The organism is Micromonospora sp. NBC_01412, from assembly GCF_045040215.1.
Classification (GTDB): domain Bacteria; phylum Actinomycetota; class Actinomycetes; order Mycobacteriales; family Micromonosporaceae; genus Micromonospora; species Micromonospora rubida.
This window is the reverse complement of record NZ_CP109528.1, coordinates 192,671-209,632: the sequence shown is the minus strand read 5'-3', so window position 1 is coordinate 209,632 and position 16,962 is coordinate 192,671. Positions and strand designations below refer to the sequence as shown.

Sequence of the window (16,962 nt, the reverse complement as noted above, 5' to 3'; positions counted from 1 at the left end):
GGCACGCCGAGTCGCCTGCGTATGGTCGCGAGACATGGCTTCCCTGACCCCGCGCGCCGACGTCCTCGTGGTCGGCTGCGGTCCGAGCGGTGCCGTGCTCGCGAGCCTGCTGGCCCGCCGGGGCCGGCGGGTGACCGTGCTCGAGCGGCATAGGGAGGTCTTCGGGCTGCCCCGGGCCACCAGCTTCGACGGCGAGACCGCCCGGCTGCTGGCGGCGGCGGGTGTCGGCGCCGGCCTGCCCGGGATTTCGGTGCCCGCGACCGGCTACCAGTGGCGCGGCGCGGACGGGCAGGTCCTCCTGGACATCGCCTTCAGCGAGGCCGGCCGGTACGGGTGGCCGGACGCCAACACGATGCACCAGCCCGCGCTGGAGCAACTGCTCGGCGCTGCGCTGGCGGCCGAACCCGGGGTCGAGGTCCGGCGTGGCCTGTCCGTCGTCGGCATCAGCCAGACCGACGACGGCGTCACCGCGATCGCCGAGGACGAAACCGGCGCCACCCACACCTTCCGGGCCGGCTGGCTGGTCGGCTGCGACGGGGCCAACAGCGTCGTCCGCGAACTGGCCGCCGTGCCGATGACCGACCTGGGGTTCTCCTTCGAGTGGCTGCTGTGTGACGTCGCGCTGCACGAGCCCTGCGAGTTCGTACCGACGAACCTGCAGCTGTGCGACCCGGCCCGGCCGACGACGCTGGTGGGCAGCGGGCGCGACCGGAGGCGCTGGGAGTTCATGTGCCTGCCGGGGGAGTCCGCCGCCGAGCTGGACAGCGTCGAGACGGCGTGGCGGCTACTGGCGCCGCACGGGGTCACGCCACAGACGGCGACGCTGCTGCGGAGCGGGGTCTACCGATCTCATGCCCGGTGGGCCCAGCAGTGGCGGCAGGGCCGGGTTCTTCTCGCCGGGGACGCAGCCCATCTGATGCCTCCGTTCGCCGGCCAGGGCATGTGCTCGGGCATCCGCGACGTCAGCAACCTGGCGTGGAAGCTGGATCTGGTTCTCGGCGGCCGGGCCGACGAGCGGCTGCTCGACTCGTACACGCTCGAGCGGCGCGGCCACACCAAGGCGGCCGTCCTCGCCTCGGTCAAGCTTGGCCGGGTCATCTGCGTGACCGACGCGGCCGCCGCAGCCGACCGCGACGCGGCCATCCGGGCCAACGGCGGTGGCCGCCGGACGTCACCACCCGAGGCGACACCGCTGGTCACCGGACTGATCCAGCCCGGGGGCGGTGACGTGATCGGCACCGGCCGGTTCGACGACCTGATCGCGGCGGGCTTCTTGCTGATCACCACCGAGGAGCCGGACGCCGTCAGCGAGACCCAGCGCGCCCTGCTGTCCGGGCTCGGCGCCACCGTCGTCCACATCGGACCCGACGAACAGGCGGACGGTGGGTACCTGGACTACCTGCGGGACCGGGGTGCGGCGTCCGTTCTGGTCCGGCCGGACTACCACGTCTACGGCACCGCTGCCGCGGGCGCGATGGCCGCGTTGGTGGACGGTCTGCTCGACCGGCTGGGGCCGCATCGCCCGTCACTCTGAGGGATCCCGGCCGCCCGGCCGCGCCCCTAGCGTTGACTGATGTGAGTACCTCTGAGCAAGATCTCATCCGGGCATTGCGCGAGTCGGTCAAGGAAACGGCCCGGCTGAAGCAGCGGAACAGCCAGCTGCTCGCCGCGGCCTCGGAGCCGATCGCGGTGGTCTCGATGGGGTGCCGCTTCGCCGGGGGCATCGCCGGGCCGGAGGACTTCTGGCGGGTGGTGTCCGAAGGCGTCGACGTCTACACGCCGTTCCCCGAAGGCCGGGGCTGGGACCTGGTCAACCTGTACGACCCGGACCCGGACACCCCGGGCACGACATACGTCGACCAGGGCGCCTTCCTGCACGACGCCGCCGAGTTCGACGCCCGCTTCTTCGGCATCTCGCCCCAGGAGGCGACGGCGATGGACCCGCAGCAGCGGCAGCTGCTCGAGGTCTGCTGGGAGACGATCGAGCGCGCCGGAATCGACCCGGACAGCCTTCGCGGCACCACCACCAGCGTCTACGCGGGGATCGTGCACCAGGACTACGCACCCGACATCGCGGGCGCGGAGGGTTTCCTCAGCCTCGAGCGCGCGCTGGGCAGCGCCGGTGGCATCGCGTCCGGCCGGGTCGCGTACTGCCTCGGGCTCGAGGGGGCCGCGGTCACGGTCGACACGATGTGCTCCTCGTCGTTGGTCGCGATCCACCTGGCGAGCCAGGCGCTGCGCCGGGGGGAGTGCGCGATGGCGCTCGCCGGCGGTTCGACCGTGATGGCGACGCCGGGCGGCTTCGTCGGGTTTGCCCGCCAGCGGGGCCTCGCTCGCGACGGCCGGTGCAAGTCCTTCGCCGCCGCGGCGGACGGCAGCAGCTGGGCCGAGGGCGTCGGCGTGGTGCTGCTCGAGCGCCTCTCCGACGCCCAGCGCAACGGGCACCAGGTACTCGCCGTGATCCGCGGCTCCGCGGTCAACCAGGACGGCGCCTCGAACGGCCTCACCGCCCCGAACGGGCCCGCGCAGCAGCGGGTCATCCGCGCCGCGCTGGACGCCGCCGGGCTGTCCGCGGACGAGATCGACGCCGTCGAGGCGCACGGAACGGGGACCACGCTCGGCGACCCGATCGAGGCGCAGGCGCTGCTGTCGACGTACGGCCGGGGGCGCGATCCGGAGCGGCCCCTGCTGCTCGGCTCGGTCAAGTCGGTCCTCGGCCACACCCAGGGTGCCTCGGGTGCCGCGGCCGTGATCAAGACCGTGCTGTCGCTGCGCAACCGGTACCTGCCGGCCACGCTGCACGTCGACGCTCCGACCCCGCAGGTCGACTGGTCGCCCGGCACCGTCGAGCTGCTGACCGAGGGGCGCGCGTGGCCCGGCACCGGGCGTCCGGCCCGCTCCGGCATCTCCTCGTTCGGCGCCAGCGGGACCAACGTCCACATGATCGTGGAGGAGGCTCCGGCCGCCCCCGAACCGGGCGAGCAGGTCGCCGACACTGCGCCAGGGAGGGCGCTTCCGTTCGTCGTCACGGCCAAGACCGCGACCGCGCTGGCCAACCTCGGCCGGCGGCTCGGGGACACCGTGGACGAGAGCGTCGCGCTCGGCGACCTCGCCCACGCGCTGGCGACCGGACGCGCGGTGCAGAGCCGCCGGGCGGTGGTGGTTGCGGCGACCAGGGAGGAGCTGCTCGCGGGGCTCGCCCTGGTGGCCGAGGGCCGGACCGGGCCCGGGGTGATCGCCGGGTCGGCCGGTACGAGCGGGCCCGGCAAGGTCGTCTTCGTCTTCCCCGGCCAGGGCACCCAGTGGATCGGCATGGGTCGTCGGCTGCTGGACACCTCGCCGGTCTTCGCCGCCCGGATCGCCGAGTGCCAGAAGGCGTTCGAGCCGTGGGTCGACTGGTCGCTGGTGGACGTCCTGCGCGACGGGGCTCCCGAGGAGCTCGAACGCGTCGATGTCGTGCAGCCGGTGTGCTTCGCGATGATGCTCGGCATGGCGGCGGTCTGGGAATCGCTCGGCGTGGTCCCGGACGCGGTCGTCGGTCACTCGCAGGGTGAGATCGCGGCCGCCTGCGTCTCGGGCGCGCTCTCCCTGGCGGATGCCGCCCGCGTGGTGACACTGCGCAGCCAGGCGATCGCCGAGCTGCTGCCGGCCGGGGGCGGGATGGCGTCGATCGGGCTGGCCGAGGACGCGGTACGCGCCCTGATCGAGCCGTGGGGAGCGCGCCTGCAGGTGGCGGCGCTCAACGGACCCTCGTCCGTGGTGGTCGCCGGCGAGGGCACCGCGCTGGACGAGCTCGCCGCGCAGCTGGCCGACAGCGACATCCGGTTCCGCCGGGTTCCGGTCGACTACGCCTCCCACAGCCACTACGTGGAGAGCTTGCGATCCGCCCTGCTGGCCGACCTGGCCGCCGTCACGTCCTCGTCGCCGCGCATCCCGTTCTATTCGACGGTCGAGCCCGGCTGGCGTGACGAGCAGCCGTTCGACGCCGATTACTGGTACCGCAACCTGCGTCAACCGGTCCTGTTCGAGCCGGCCGTCCGCGAGCTGATCGCCCAGGACCACCGGGTCTTCATCGAGCTCGGCGCCCATCCGGTGCTGGTGCCGTCGATCACCGGGACCGCGGCGGAGCTGGACGCGGACGTGCTCGCGGTCGGGTCGATCCGGCGGGACGAGGACGGACCCGCCCGGCTGGCCACCTCGGCGGCCGAGGTCTTCGTCCGCGGCGTGCTGGTGAAGTGGCCGACCCTGCTGACCGAGGGCGCCGGAGCGGTCCGGGTCGAGCTGCCCACCTACCCGTTCGACCACCAGCGGTACTGGATCACCATGCCGACCACCGCGGCGGGCGCCGAGTCGCTGGGGCAGGTGACCAGCGGCCACCCGCTGCTCGGTGCGGTGGTGGAACTCCCGCAGACCAACGGCGTGGTCTGCACCTCCCGGCTGTCCCTGGCGACCCACCCGTGGCTGGCCGGTCACCGGATCCAGGACAACGTGCTGGTGCCCGGCACCGCCTACGTCGACCTGGCGATCCAGGTCGGCGACGAGCTCGGCTACGGCGTGCTCGACGAGCTGGTGATCGAGGCGCCGTTGGTGCTCGAGGCGGACGCGGCCGTCAGCCTGCAGGTCGCCGTCGGCGCGCCGGACGCCGCCGGTCGCCGCCGGGTGGAGGTGCACAGCTCCCGCGGCGGCGAGTGGACCCGGCACGCGGTCGGCCTGCTGTCCGACGCGTACGACCAGACGTCGGGCAGCGACTTCGACTTCGGTCAGTGGCCGCCCCCCGGCGCCGTTCCGGAGCCGGTCGACGACTTCTACGACCGCCTGGCCGACCGCGGATACCAGTACGGGTCGGCCTTCGCCGGGCTGACCGCCGTGTGGCGGCGTGGCGAGGAGATCTTCGCCGAGGCGGCGCTGCCCGCCGACCACCGGGACGACGTGGACCGGTTCGGCATCCACCCGGCTCTCTTCGACGCCGCCCTGCACGCGAACGCCTTCCACCGGCGCGCGGACGACCGCAACGTCCTGCCGTTCGCCTGGAACGGCGTCCGGCTGTACGCCGGTGGTGCCGTCGCGCTGCGAGTCCGGGTCGCGCCGTGCGGACCGGACGCGTTGTCCTTCGACGCCGCGGACGGGACCGGTGCGCCGGTGCTGTCCATGGAATCACTGGTCTCGCTCCCGATCACGGACGTGGGCGGGCAGCCGGGCGGCCGGACGCCGGACTCGCTCTGGCAGGTCGACTGGACGCCGCTGCCCCTGCCGGCGCCGGCTACGGCGCCGGAGCACCAGGTCGTCGTCGAGAGCTCAGGCGATGTGGTGCGGCTGGCGCTGGCCGACGAGCTCGGCGATCCCCGCCCGGACGTCGCCGTCCTGGACATCGCGCCGGCCGCTGGCGCGGAGGCCGAGCCGCTGCCGCTGCTGGGCCGGGTGCTCGAGGTGGTGCAGGCTTGGCTGGAGGAGCCGGAGCTCGCCTCGGTGCCCCTGGTGGTGGTGACCCGCGGTGCGGTCCCGGCGTCGGGTCCGATCGTGGATCCGGCGGGTGCCGCGGTCTGGGGGCTGGTGCGGTCGGCGCAGGCCGAGCACCCGGGCCGGATCCTCCTGGTCGACGTGGAGCCGGGCGGAGACCGCGACGAGGCGGTCGCCGCGGGCCTCGCCGCCGGCGAGGCGCAGGTCGCGGTCCGCGGGGACGCCGTCCTGGCCCCCCGGCTGGGTCGTGCCGTCCTCACCGGGGAGGCGGTCGCGCCCGGGTTCACCGACGGCGGCACTGTGCTCATCACCGGCGGGACCGGCGTGCTCGGCGCGCTGCTGGCCCGGCATCTGGTGGCCGAGCACGGCGTCCGCCGGCTGGTCCTGGCGGGCCGGCGCGGCGCGGCCGCCGACGGGATGGCCGAACTGGGCGAGCTCGGCGCGTCGGTCGAGGTGGTCGCCTGCGACGTGACCGACCGGGACGCGCTCGCCGCGCTCCTCGCCGCCGTCCCGGCCGAGCACCGGCTGACCGGCGTCATCCACGCGGCCGGGGTGCTGGACGACGCCGTCATCGCGAGCCTCGACCCGCACCGCCTGGCCCGGGTGTTCGCCCCGAAGGCGGCGGCACTGCGGCTGCTGGACGAACTGACCCGCGACGACCCGCCCGAGGTCTTCGCCGTGTTCTCCTCGGCCGCGAGCGTCTTCGGCTCGGCGGGCCAGGGCAACTACGCGGCCGCGAACGCGTACGCCGAGGCGGTCGTGTCCGCGCGCGCCGCCAGTGGTCTGCCAGCGGTGGCGCTGGCCTGGGGACTGTGGAGCCCGGCGACCGGGATGACCGGCCGGCTGGCCGACGTCGACCGGACCCGGATGAGCCGGGGCGGCGTGCGACCGATGCCGGCCGACGAGGCGCTGGCCAGTTTCGACGCGGGCATCCGCTCCGGCGCCCCGCTGCTGGTGCCGATCGGTCTCGACCTCGGCGCGGTCCGGGCCGAGGCGGGTGCCGACGGCACCGTTCCGGCGCTGTTCCGGTCGCTGGTCCGGCCGCCACGGCGGACGGCGCGGGCGGGCGCCGACGAGCCCAGGGGCGCGCTGGGCCGCCGGCTCGCCGGGCTCACGACCGAGGAACAGACCGAGCTTGTCCTCGCGCTCGTGCGCACGGAGGTCGCGACCGTGCTCGGCATCGCCGACCTCGACCCTGCCTCCGACGACAGCCGCTTCGGCGAGATCGGGTTCGACTCGCTGACCGCGGTCGAGCTGCGCAACCGGCTTACCGCGGAGACTGCGGTCAAGCTTCAGGCCACGCTGATCTTCGACTACCCGACACCGCGGCAGTTGGGCCGCTACCTGCTCGACAAGGTGCAGGGGTCGGTCGACAGTGGCGCCGCGCCTGTGCCCCGGGCCCCGGAACGTCCGTTCCCGGCCGCCGACGATCCCGTGGTCATCGTCGGCATGGCGTGCCGGCTCCCGGGCGGGATCACCACGCCGGCCGAGTTCTGGGACCTCGTGGCCGAAGGCCGGGACGGCATGTCGCCGCTGCCGGCCGACCGCGGCTGGGAGGTGGACCGCCTCCTCGGCACCGACCCCGATCAGGCCGGGACCACCTACGCCCAGCAGGGCGGCTTCCTGCACGACGCCGGCTACTTCGACGCGGCCCTGTTCGGCATCTCGCCGCGCGAGGCGACCGCCATGGACCCCCAGCAACGGCTGCTGCTCGAAACCACGTGGGAGGCCCTGGAGACGGCCGGCCTCGACCCCTCGTCGCTGCGCGGCCAATCCGTCGGCGTGTACACGGGCATGTCCATCCACGACTACCTCGGCGACCTGGCGCGCGTCCCGGCCGAGTTCGAGGCCTTCACCACCACCGCGACGGCCGGCAGTGTCGCGTCCGGCCGGGTGGCGTACGTGTTCGGCCTCGAGGGCCCGGCCATGACCGTGGACACCGCGTGCTCGTCCTCGCTGGTGGCGATCCACCTGGCGGCCCAGGCGCTGCGCCAGGACGAGTGCGAGATCGCGCTCGCCGGTGGGGTCGCCGTCATGGGCTCCCCGGTCGGCCTGACCGGGTTCTCCCGGGCCCGGGGGCTGGCTGCGGACAGCCGGTGCAAGGCGTTCGCCGCGGCGGCCGACGGCACCGTGCTGTCCGAGGGCGTCGGCGTCGTCGTGCTGGAACGGCTTTCCGCCGCACGGCGCAAGGGCCATCGCCCGCTCGCCGTCGTCCGCGGCTCCGCGATCAACCAGGACGGCGCGTCCAACGGTCTCACCGCCCCGAACAGCCTGGCCCAGCAACGGGTCATCCGGGCCGCTCTCGCCGCGGCCGGCGTCGGCGCGGACGAGGTCGACGCGGTGGAGGCGCACGGCACCGGCACCACGCTCGGCGATCCGAGCGAGGCGCAGGCCATCATCGCCACCTACGGTCGTGACCGCCCGGCCGGGCAGCCGCTGTGGCTCGGCTCGGTGAAGTCCAACCTCGGCCACACACAGGCCGCGGCCGGCGTCACGGCGGTCATCAAGATGGTGGAGGCGATCCGGCACGGGCAACTGCCGCCCACGCTCTTCGTCGACGAACCCACCCCCCACGTCGACTGGTCCGAGGGCACCGTGGCGCTGCTGACCGAGGGCCGGGACTGGCCCGACGCCGGCCGGCTGCGGCGCGCCGGGATCTCGTCGTTCGGCATCAGCGGCACCAATGCCCACCTGATCCTGGAACAGATCCCCGAGCCGGCCGCGCCGGAGGAGGACGGGGACATCGCGCCGGCCGCGCTGCCGTTCGTCCTGTCCGCGCAGAGCGCGGCGGCACTCGCCGGCCAGGCGGGACGGCTGCGAACCGCCGTGGCGCAGGGGGTGCCGCTCCCCGGTGCGGCCCGGTCGCTCGTCGCCGGCCGCGCGCTGCTCCCGCACCGGGCGGTCGTCGCCGCGGCCGGCCGGGACGCTCTGCTCGCCGGCCTGGACACGGTCGCCGCAGGCGAGGCCGGCCCGGGCACGGCGCTGGGCGCCGTCACCACCGGCGCCGCAGCGTCGGTGGTGTTCGTGTTCCCGGGCCAGGGGGCGCAGCGGACCGGCATGGGCCGCGAACTCCACGACCGGTTCCCGGTCTACGCCGCCGCCTTCGACGACGCGTGCGCGAAGCTCGACGAGAGACTGGCCGGCGCCGTGGACCGGTCCGTCCGGGACGTGGTCTTCGCGCAGCCGGGCAGCCCGGAGGCGGCCGCGCTGGACCAGACCGTCTACACCCAGGCGGCGATGTTCGCGGTCGAGACCGCGCTGTTCCGGCTCGTCGAGTCCTGGGGCGTACGACCCGCTCTACTGCTCGGGCACTCGGTCGGCGAGATCACCGCGGCGCACGCCGCCGGAATGCTGTCGCTCGACGACGCGGCGACCGTGGTGGCCGCCCGAGGCCGCCTCATGCAGGCGCTGCCCGCCGGTGGGGCGATGGCCGCGGTGGCCGCAACCGAGGAGGATGTCCGGCCGTTCCTGGGCGGGGGCGTCTCCCTCGCCGCGGTGAACGACCCCGCGTCGGTCGTGCTGTCCGGCGACGAGGACGCGGTGGACGCCGCCGTGCGGGCGCTGCGGGAACAGGGCCGCAAGGTGCACCGGCTGACGGTGTCCCACGCGTTCCACTCGGCGCGGATGGACCCGATGCTCGACGGGTTCCGGTCCGCGATCGCGGACGTGATCTGGCGGCCGGCCCGGATTCCGGTGGTCGCCCCCGACGGAGCCAACCTGACGGACCCCGGCCACTGGGTCGACCACGTCCGGCGCACCGTGCGCTTCGCCGACGGCGTCCGCGCCGCGCTGGACCGGGGTGGGCGGCTGTTCGTCGAGCTCGGGCCGGGGGCCGGCCTGTCCGCGCCGATCCTGGAGACGGGGGCGCGGTCCGGGTACGAACCGGTGTGCGTGCCCGCGCTGCGGGACGGACAGGCCGAGCCGGAAACCGTGATCGGCTCGTTGGCCGCGCTGTTCGTGCGGGGAGTGCCGGTGGACTGGCACCCGCTCGTCCCCGCGGACGCCCCGGACGTGCCGCTGCCGACGTACGCGTTCGACCGCCGGCACTACTGGCTGACCTCGGCGCCCGGCGCGGTGAACGCGGCCGACCTCGGGCAGGTCGAGGTCGACCACCCGCTGCTGTCGGCGATCGTGCCCGTCCCGGACACCGGTGGCCTGATCGGCACGGCCCGGCTGACGCTCACGACCCATCCCTGGCTCGCCGGGCACCGGCTGCACGAGGTGGCGATCCTGCCGGCCGCCGCGCTCGTCGACCTCGCCGTGCGGGTGGGTGATGAGCTCGGCTGCGGCGTACTGGGAGACCTGGCGCTGGAGGCGCCGCTCGCGATCCCCCCGGAGACGACCGTCCGGCTGGAGATCGTGGTCGGAGCCGAGGCCGGCGGCAGCCGCCCGTTCACCGTCTATGGCGCGCGGGACAGTGGGGGAACGTGGGTCCGGTGTGCCGGCGGCACCCTGGAAGCCGGCGCCGTCACCGACCTCGGGCCGGTGCAGCCGTGGCCGCCGTCCGGCGCCGAGCAGGTCGCGATCGACCCGGAGGCCGTCGGGCGCTCGGAGCTGCTCGGGCTGTGGCGTCGCGGCGAGGACACCTTCGTGGAGGTCGCGCTCGCCGACGAGGAGGAGCCCGCTGCGTTTGGCCTCGACCCGGCCCTGCTCGACGCGGTGACCCGGGTGGTGCTCGACCCCGGTTCGCTCGCGACGCGCTGGGAATCGGTGGTGCTGCACGCCACCGGGACGCGCCGGCTGCGGGCTCGTCTCGCCCGGCTGGACCACGATCGCTGGAGTCTCGAGGCGGCCGACGAGACCGGCCGGCCGGTGCTGTCCGCCCGGTCGGTCGGCTCGATGCCGGTCCGCCCCGAGGACGTGGGCGGCCGCCCCGCGACGGACGCCATGTACCGGGTGGCGTGGCATCCCGTGGCCACCGAGGAGGTTCCGCCCGGCCATCCGGCGACCGTCGGCATCGACAGCGCCGAGGGTGTGGCCGCGCTCGCCGCCGAACCCGGCCGGCCGGCGGCCGCCGTGTACGACGTGCCGGCCGGCCCGCCCGCCGGGATCGTCCTCGCCGACGTTCTCGCCGTGCTCCAGGCCTGGCAGCGCCACGCCCCCGCGGACACCCGGCTCGTCGTGCGGACCGAGGGTGCCGTCGACGGCGGGACCGGCGGCCTCACCGACGCGACCGGTGCCGCCGTGTGGGGCCTGGTTCGCGCGGCCCAGGCCGAGATGCCCGGTGTGCTGCTGCTCGACGTGGAGCCGGGCCTCGACGCCGGAACGGTCCTCGGTACGGCACTGGCCGTCGATGAACCACAGCTCGCGGCCCGGGCCGGCGGTTTCCGGGTTCCCCGCCTCGCGGCGGCCGGGGCACTGGCCGCGGAGCCCGCCTCGTGGAACCCGGACGGGACGGTGCTGATCACCGGTGGCACCGGGTCGCTCGGCGCTCTCGTCGCGCTTCACCTGGTGCGGACCCGCGGTGTCCGGCGGCTGCTCCTGGTCAGCCGGCGTGGACTCGCGGCCGACGGCGCCGAGGCGCTGGTGGCCGAGCTGTCCGAACGGGGCGTCGAGACGTCCGTGGTCAGCTGCGACGTCGCGGACCGGGACGCGGTGGCGGCGTTGCTCGCCGCGATCCCGCCGGAGCACCCGCTGACCGCGGTCGTGCACACCGCCGGTGTCCTGGACGACGGGCTGGTCGCCGCGATGACCCCGGATCGGCTGGGCGCCGTGTTCGGCTCGAAGGCGGACGCCGCCCGCCACCTGGAGGAGCTGACCCGCGACCACGACCTCGCCGCGTTCATCACGTTCTCTTCCGCCGCCGGGCTGCTCGGCTCGGCCGGGCAGGCCAACTACGCCGCCGCCAACGCCTACCTGGACGGCCTCATGGCGATCCGGCGCGCGAACGGCCGGAACGGCGTGTCGCTGTCCTGGGGCCTGTGGGCGCAGGACGGCGGCATCACCCTGAACCTCGGTGACGCGGACCGGGCCCGGATGCGCCGCGCTGGTGTGTCGCCGCTGCGCCACGAGGAGGGGCTCGCGCTCTTCGATGCGGCCGTGGACAGCGGTGAGGCCCACCTCGTGCCGATCAAGCTCGACCTTGCCGCCGCGCGGGCCGACGCGGCCACCGGCGGACCGGTGCAGCCGCTGCTGCGTGACCTGGTGCGCGTCCGCCGCCGGGCGGGCCGGGTGGCGGCCGCCGGTGACCTGGCGGGCTCGCTGGCCGGCCGGTCGGTGGCGGAGCAGGAGCGCACCCTGCTGTCCCTGGTCCGGGCCCGGGTGGCGCTGGTACTGGGGTACGCCTCGGCCGAGGACATCGCGCCGGACGCGCCGTTCCAGTCCGCCGGGATGGACTCGCTGGGCGCGGTCGAGCTGCGCAACCGGCTCAGCGCCGAGGCCGGGTTCGCCATGCCCGCGACGCTGGTCTTCGACTACCCGACGCCGGTGGAGCTGGCCCGGTTCCTCCGGGAACGGCTCACCGGCCGGGACGCGCCGGCGGCGGTCGAGGCCGTCGCGGCGGCGAACCCGGCCGATCCGATCGCGGTGGTCGGGCTCGGCTGCCGGCTGCCGGGCGGTGTGCGGGGCCCGGACGGGTTCTGGGATCTCCTGGCCACGGGTGGTGAGGGCCGGTCGGCAGTGCCGACCGACCGCGGCTGGGACCTGTCCGCCTTCCCGGTGGAGGCGGGCGGCTTCCTGACCGACGCCGCCGAGTTCGACGCCGGGTTCTTCAACATATCCCCGCGCGAGGCGATGGCCATGGACCCCCAGCAGCGGCTGCTGCTCGAGGTCGTGTGGGAGGCCTTCGAGGACGCGGGGCTCGACCCGGCCGCGTACCGGGGTTCCGATGTCGGCGTCTTCGTCGGCGTGATGGGCGAGGGCTACGGGATGTACGGCGGTGACCCGCAGACCGACGGCCTCCGGGTCACCGGCGGTGCGCTTTCGGTGGCGTCCGGCCGGGTGTCCTATGTGTATGGCTTCACCGGGCCGGCGATCTCGGTCGACACGGCGTGCTCCTCGTCCCTCGTCGCGATGCACCTGGCCATGCAGGCCCTGCGCAACGGTGAGTGCTCGCTCGCCGTGGTCGGGGGCGTGACGGTCATGGCGACGCCCAACGCGTACGTCGAGTTCGCCAAGGCCGGCGGGCTGGCGGTCGACGGGCGGTGCAAGGCCTTCGCGGCGTCGGCGGACGGGACCAGCTGGTCGGAGGGCGTCGGCGTGGTCCTGCTGCAGCGACTGCCGGACGCCGAGGCCCGGGGCAGCACGGTGGGCGCCGTGATCCGGGGCTCGGCGGTCAACCAGGACGGCGCCTCGAACGGCCTGACCGCCCCGAACGGGCTCGCGCAGCAGCGGGTCATCCGGCGGGCCCTCGCGGTCGCCGGGCTCGAGCCGTCCGAAGTGGATGTCGTCGAGGCGCACGGTACGGGCACCCGGCTCGGCGACCCGATCGAGGCGCAGGCCCTCCAGGAGACCTACGGCAGGCGCGAGACGGCGGAGCCGCTGTGGCTGGGATCGGTGAAGAGCAACGTCGGCCACACCCAGGCGGCGGCCGGTGTGGCCGGCGTGATCAAGATGGTGCTGGCGTTCCGGCACCAGGCGCTGCCGGCGACTTTGCACGCGGACGCACCGACCCCCGAGGTCGACTGGTCCGGTGACACCATCCGGCTGCTGACCGAGGCCCGGCCGTGGCCGGCGCGCCCGGACCGGCCACGCCGCGCCGGAGTGTCCGCTTTCGGGGCCAGCGGCACCAATGCGCACCTCATCCTCGAGGAGCCGCCCCGGCGGACGCCGGTCACCGCGACCGGACCGGCCGAGCCCGGCGCGGGAGGCCTCCTGCCGTTCGTCGTGTCGGCGGGCGATCCGGGCCGCCTCGCCGCGGTCGCGACCCGGCTGGCGGACGCCGTCGAGGACCGGCAGCCTCCGCTGCCCCAGCTGGCCGCCGCGCTCGCGTTCGGCCGGACGAAGCACCGGGAGCGAGCCACCGTGCTCGCGGCCGACCACGGCGAACTGGCCGGGCGGCTGCGAAGCCTCGCCGCCGGCGAGACCGGGCCGGACGTGGTCACCGGACGATCCGGGCCGGGTACCGGCGCGGTGTTCGTCTTCCCCGGCCAGGGCAGCGGTTGGGCCGGTATGGGCCGCGAACTGATGGCCGAGTCGGCGGAGTTCCGGGCGTGGGTACACCGATGCCAGGAACTGCTCGACGAGTACGACTGCGACTGGACCCTGGAGGAGGCGCTCGGCGGTGCCAACGACCTCTCCCGGACCGACGTCGTCCAACCCGCCGCGTTCGTGATGATGACCGGGCTGGCACAGCTCTGGGCCCGGGCCGGGGTCACCCCCGAGGTGGTGATCGGGTCGTCGCAGGGAGAGCTCGCCGCCGCCTGCGTGGCCGGGGTCCTTTCGCTGGACGACGCGCTGCGGATCTGCGTCGTGCGCTCCCGGCTGGCCGCGGCCCTGCCCCCCACCGGCGGAATGCTCGTTCTGGGCGTCAGCCGCGAGCGGGCGGAGGAACTGCTGCTCGCGGTCGAGGGCCGGCTCGAGCTCGCCGCGGTCAACGGACCCGCGATGGTCGGCATCTCCGGTGAGGTCGCGGCCATCGAGCAACTCGAGGCTTTCGCCGCGGAGCAGGGGATCTGGTGCCGCAAGCTACGGGCGGACTACGCGTCCCACTCCTTCCTCGTGGACGAGCTGGAGCGGCCGATGCTGTCCCAGCTCGACGGGGTCGGCGAGCGCCCGGCGCGCGGGCTCGGCGGCTCGTGCCGGTTCTACTCCACGGTCGAGAGCCGGTGGATCGGCCCGGACGAGGTTCTCGACGCGGGTTACTGGTTCCGGAACCTGCGCCGACCGGTCGAGCTGGAAGGGGCCATCCGCGCGGTGACCGCCGACATGCGGGCCGTCGTCGAGGTGTCCCCGCACCCGGGCCTGGTGTCGTCGATCCTCGACGTCCTCGCCGACGCCGGTCGGCCGGTCGGGGTGATCGGCACGCTGCGCCGTGACCAGGGTGGCGTACGCCAGGTGTTGACCGCGATGGCCGAGGCGTTCGCGATCGGGTTGCCGGTCGACTGGTCGGTGGCCGTCCCGGGCGACGGGCCGGCCTGGCGTGAGCTGTGCCGCGACCTGCCCACCCATCCGTTCGAGCATCGCCGGTACTGGCTCCGGGGCGGCGGCGCCGTCGCGGCCGCGGAGGAAGCGGTTCACCCGCTGCTGACCACCGTGGCCGGTCTGCCGGAATCCGATGGCGTGCTCGCCGTCGGGCGGCTGTCCACGCACCAGCAGCCGTGGCTCGCCCGTGCCGCGGGGCCGGGCCCGGTCGAGGTACCCGCATCGGTCTGGGTCGAGCTGATCATCCGGGCCGGTGACGAGCTGGATTACGGCACGATGGCGGAGCTCGACCTGATCGAGCCCGCGTGGCTGGACCGGGGCACGTCCCTGTCGGTGCAGGTTTTCGTCGGTGGGACGGACTTCGCCGGTCGGCGATCGGTGACCGTGCGGTCCGCGCCGGCCTCGGCCGATGGCGACCGGTCGGGCTGGACCCTGAACGCGACCGGCCTGCTCGTCTCGAGCCCGGCCGGCACCGACGCGGCGGAGTCCGGTCTCACGGTCTGGCCTCCGGCCGATGCCGAACCGGTGACACCGGCCGACCCGCGAGACGACGTACGTGGCGTCTGGCGGCGAGGCGACGAAACCTTCCTGGAGCTGGTCCTGCCGGACGAGCACCGCGAGGACGCCGCCGCCTTCGGCATCCACCCGCTGCTCCTGGACGCCGCGAGCCGTGCGATGGACCGGGCGCCGGGGAGCGCGGCCCGGTGGCGCGATGTCGAGTTGCACGCGACCGGCGCCGCGTCGTTGCGCGTCCGGCTGCGACCGGCCGAGAACGGTATCGCGCTGACCGCGGCCGACGAGACCGGCCGGACGGTGCTCACCGCCGGCCGGATCGCGGCACGGCCAGCGCGCGAGCCCCGGCTCGGCAGGCCGGGCGGCGCGCTGCGGACCGTGTGGGCCGAGCTCGACCGGGAGACCGCTGCGGCCACGCCGCGGACCGTTCCGGTGAACAGCGACGATGCGGTGCTCGACCTCAGCGGCGATCCGTCCGCCCTGGCCGGCGCGGTCGCGGTCCTCGACGTGCCTCTCGGTGAACAGCCCGTTGCGGCTTGCCGTCGAGCGCTCGCCGTCGCGCAGACATGGCTCGACGAGCCCGAGCTGGCCGGCCTCCGGCTGGTGGTGCGGACCCGGAACGCGGTCCCGGTCGAGTCCGTCGCGGTGCTCGACCCGGCTGCCGCGGCCGTCCGAGGCATGATCGCCGCCATCCAGGCCGAGTACCCGGATCGTTTCGTCCTCGTGGACGTCGAGCCGGACGCGGATCCGGACGCCGGGCTGGGCCCGGTGCTGGCCGCCGGCGTCGCACAGGCGGCGGTGCGGGCCGGGCGCGTCCACGTTCCACGGCTGGTGGCCGTCGACGAAGCCGGACCGGCTGTCCAGCCGCTCGACCCGGCCGGCACGGTCCTGATCGTGGGCGGTACCGGCGCGGCCGGATCGCGGGTGGCCCGGCATCTGGTCGCCGAGCACGGCGTCCGCCACATGGTCCTGGCGGGTCGGCGTGGTCCGGACGCTCCAGGGGCGGCGTCCCTGGTCGACGAGCTCGCCGCTCTCGGCGCGTCGGCGACCGTCGTGGCCTGCGACGTGACCGACCGGGACGCGGTCCACCGCCTGCTGTCCGGGATACCGGCGGACCATCCGCTGACCGGCGTGGTGCACGCCGCAGGGATGGCCGACCGCACCCCGCTCGCGGAGCTGGACCCGGAGCGGCTCGGCGCCGTCCTCGACGCCAGGGAGGAGTCGCTGCGGCACCTGGCCGAGCTCACCGTGGATCAGGACCTCGCCCTGTTCGCGGTGATCACCGCGGCGGCCGAACTCACCGGTCCGGCCGATCAGGCGGCCACGGGAGCGGCTGAGGGGCTCGCACGGGCGGCCGCCACACGCTGTGGCGCTCGCGCGCCGATGCTGCCGTCCGCGGACGGCTCGGTGCTGTCGGCCCTCTCCGCGGCGATCGACACCGCCGAACAGTTCCCGGTCCCCGGCCGGCCCGATCAGTGGGGCGCACCCGCGCCCGGCCGGCCGGTCCCTCCGCTGCTACGCGGGCTGGTCCGCCCGCGGCGGCGGTCCGCCTACCGGGCGGCGGTCGGCGCGGAACCGGCCGACCGGTGGACGGAGCTCCTGAGTGCACAGGTCGGTGCGGACCGGGAGAAGACAATGCTGGACCTGGTGCGGACGCAGCTGGTTCGCGTCCTCGGACTGGACCCGGACGACCCGTTCGAGCCGGAGCGCGGCTTCTTCGAGGTCGGCCTGGACTCCGTGATGGCACTCGAACTGACCCGGCGACTGAGCAGCCACGCCGGCACCGCGCTCACCCCGGCCGCGGTGTTCAACAACCCGACCCCGGCGGCGCTGACCCGCTATCTCGTCGAGCGGCTCGAGACGGCCGGGCAAGAGGCCCGGAACTAGGTGCCACGTGATGGAAATGGGCGA

The 16,962-nt window shown here is 74.9% G+C and carries 2 protein-coding genes; both read left to right on the top strand.

What is annotated here, in order from left to right; all coding sequences use genetic code 11:
• Positions 1-34: 34 nt before the first annotated feature.
• Positions 35-1,534 (top strand): bifunctional 3-(3-hydroxy-phenyl)propionate/3-hydroxycinnamic acid hydroxylase, encoded by a 1,500-nt coding sequence (locus OG617_RS00850; protein WP_405097805.1) that lies wholly within the window; start codon positions 35-37, stop codon positions 1,532-1,534.
• 41 nt (positions 1,535-1,575) lie between these two features.
• Positions 1,576-16,938, top strand: coding sequence for an SDR family NAD(P)-dependent oxidoreductase (locus OG617_RS00845; RefSeq protein ID WP_405097803.1), 15,363 nt, complete (start codon positions 1,576-1,578; stop codon positions 16,936-16,938).
• Positions 16,939-16,962 lie beyond the last annotated feature (24 nt).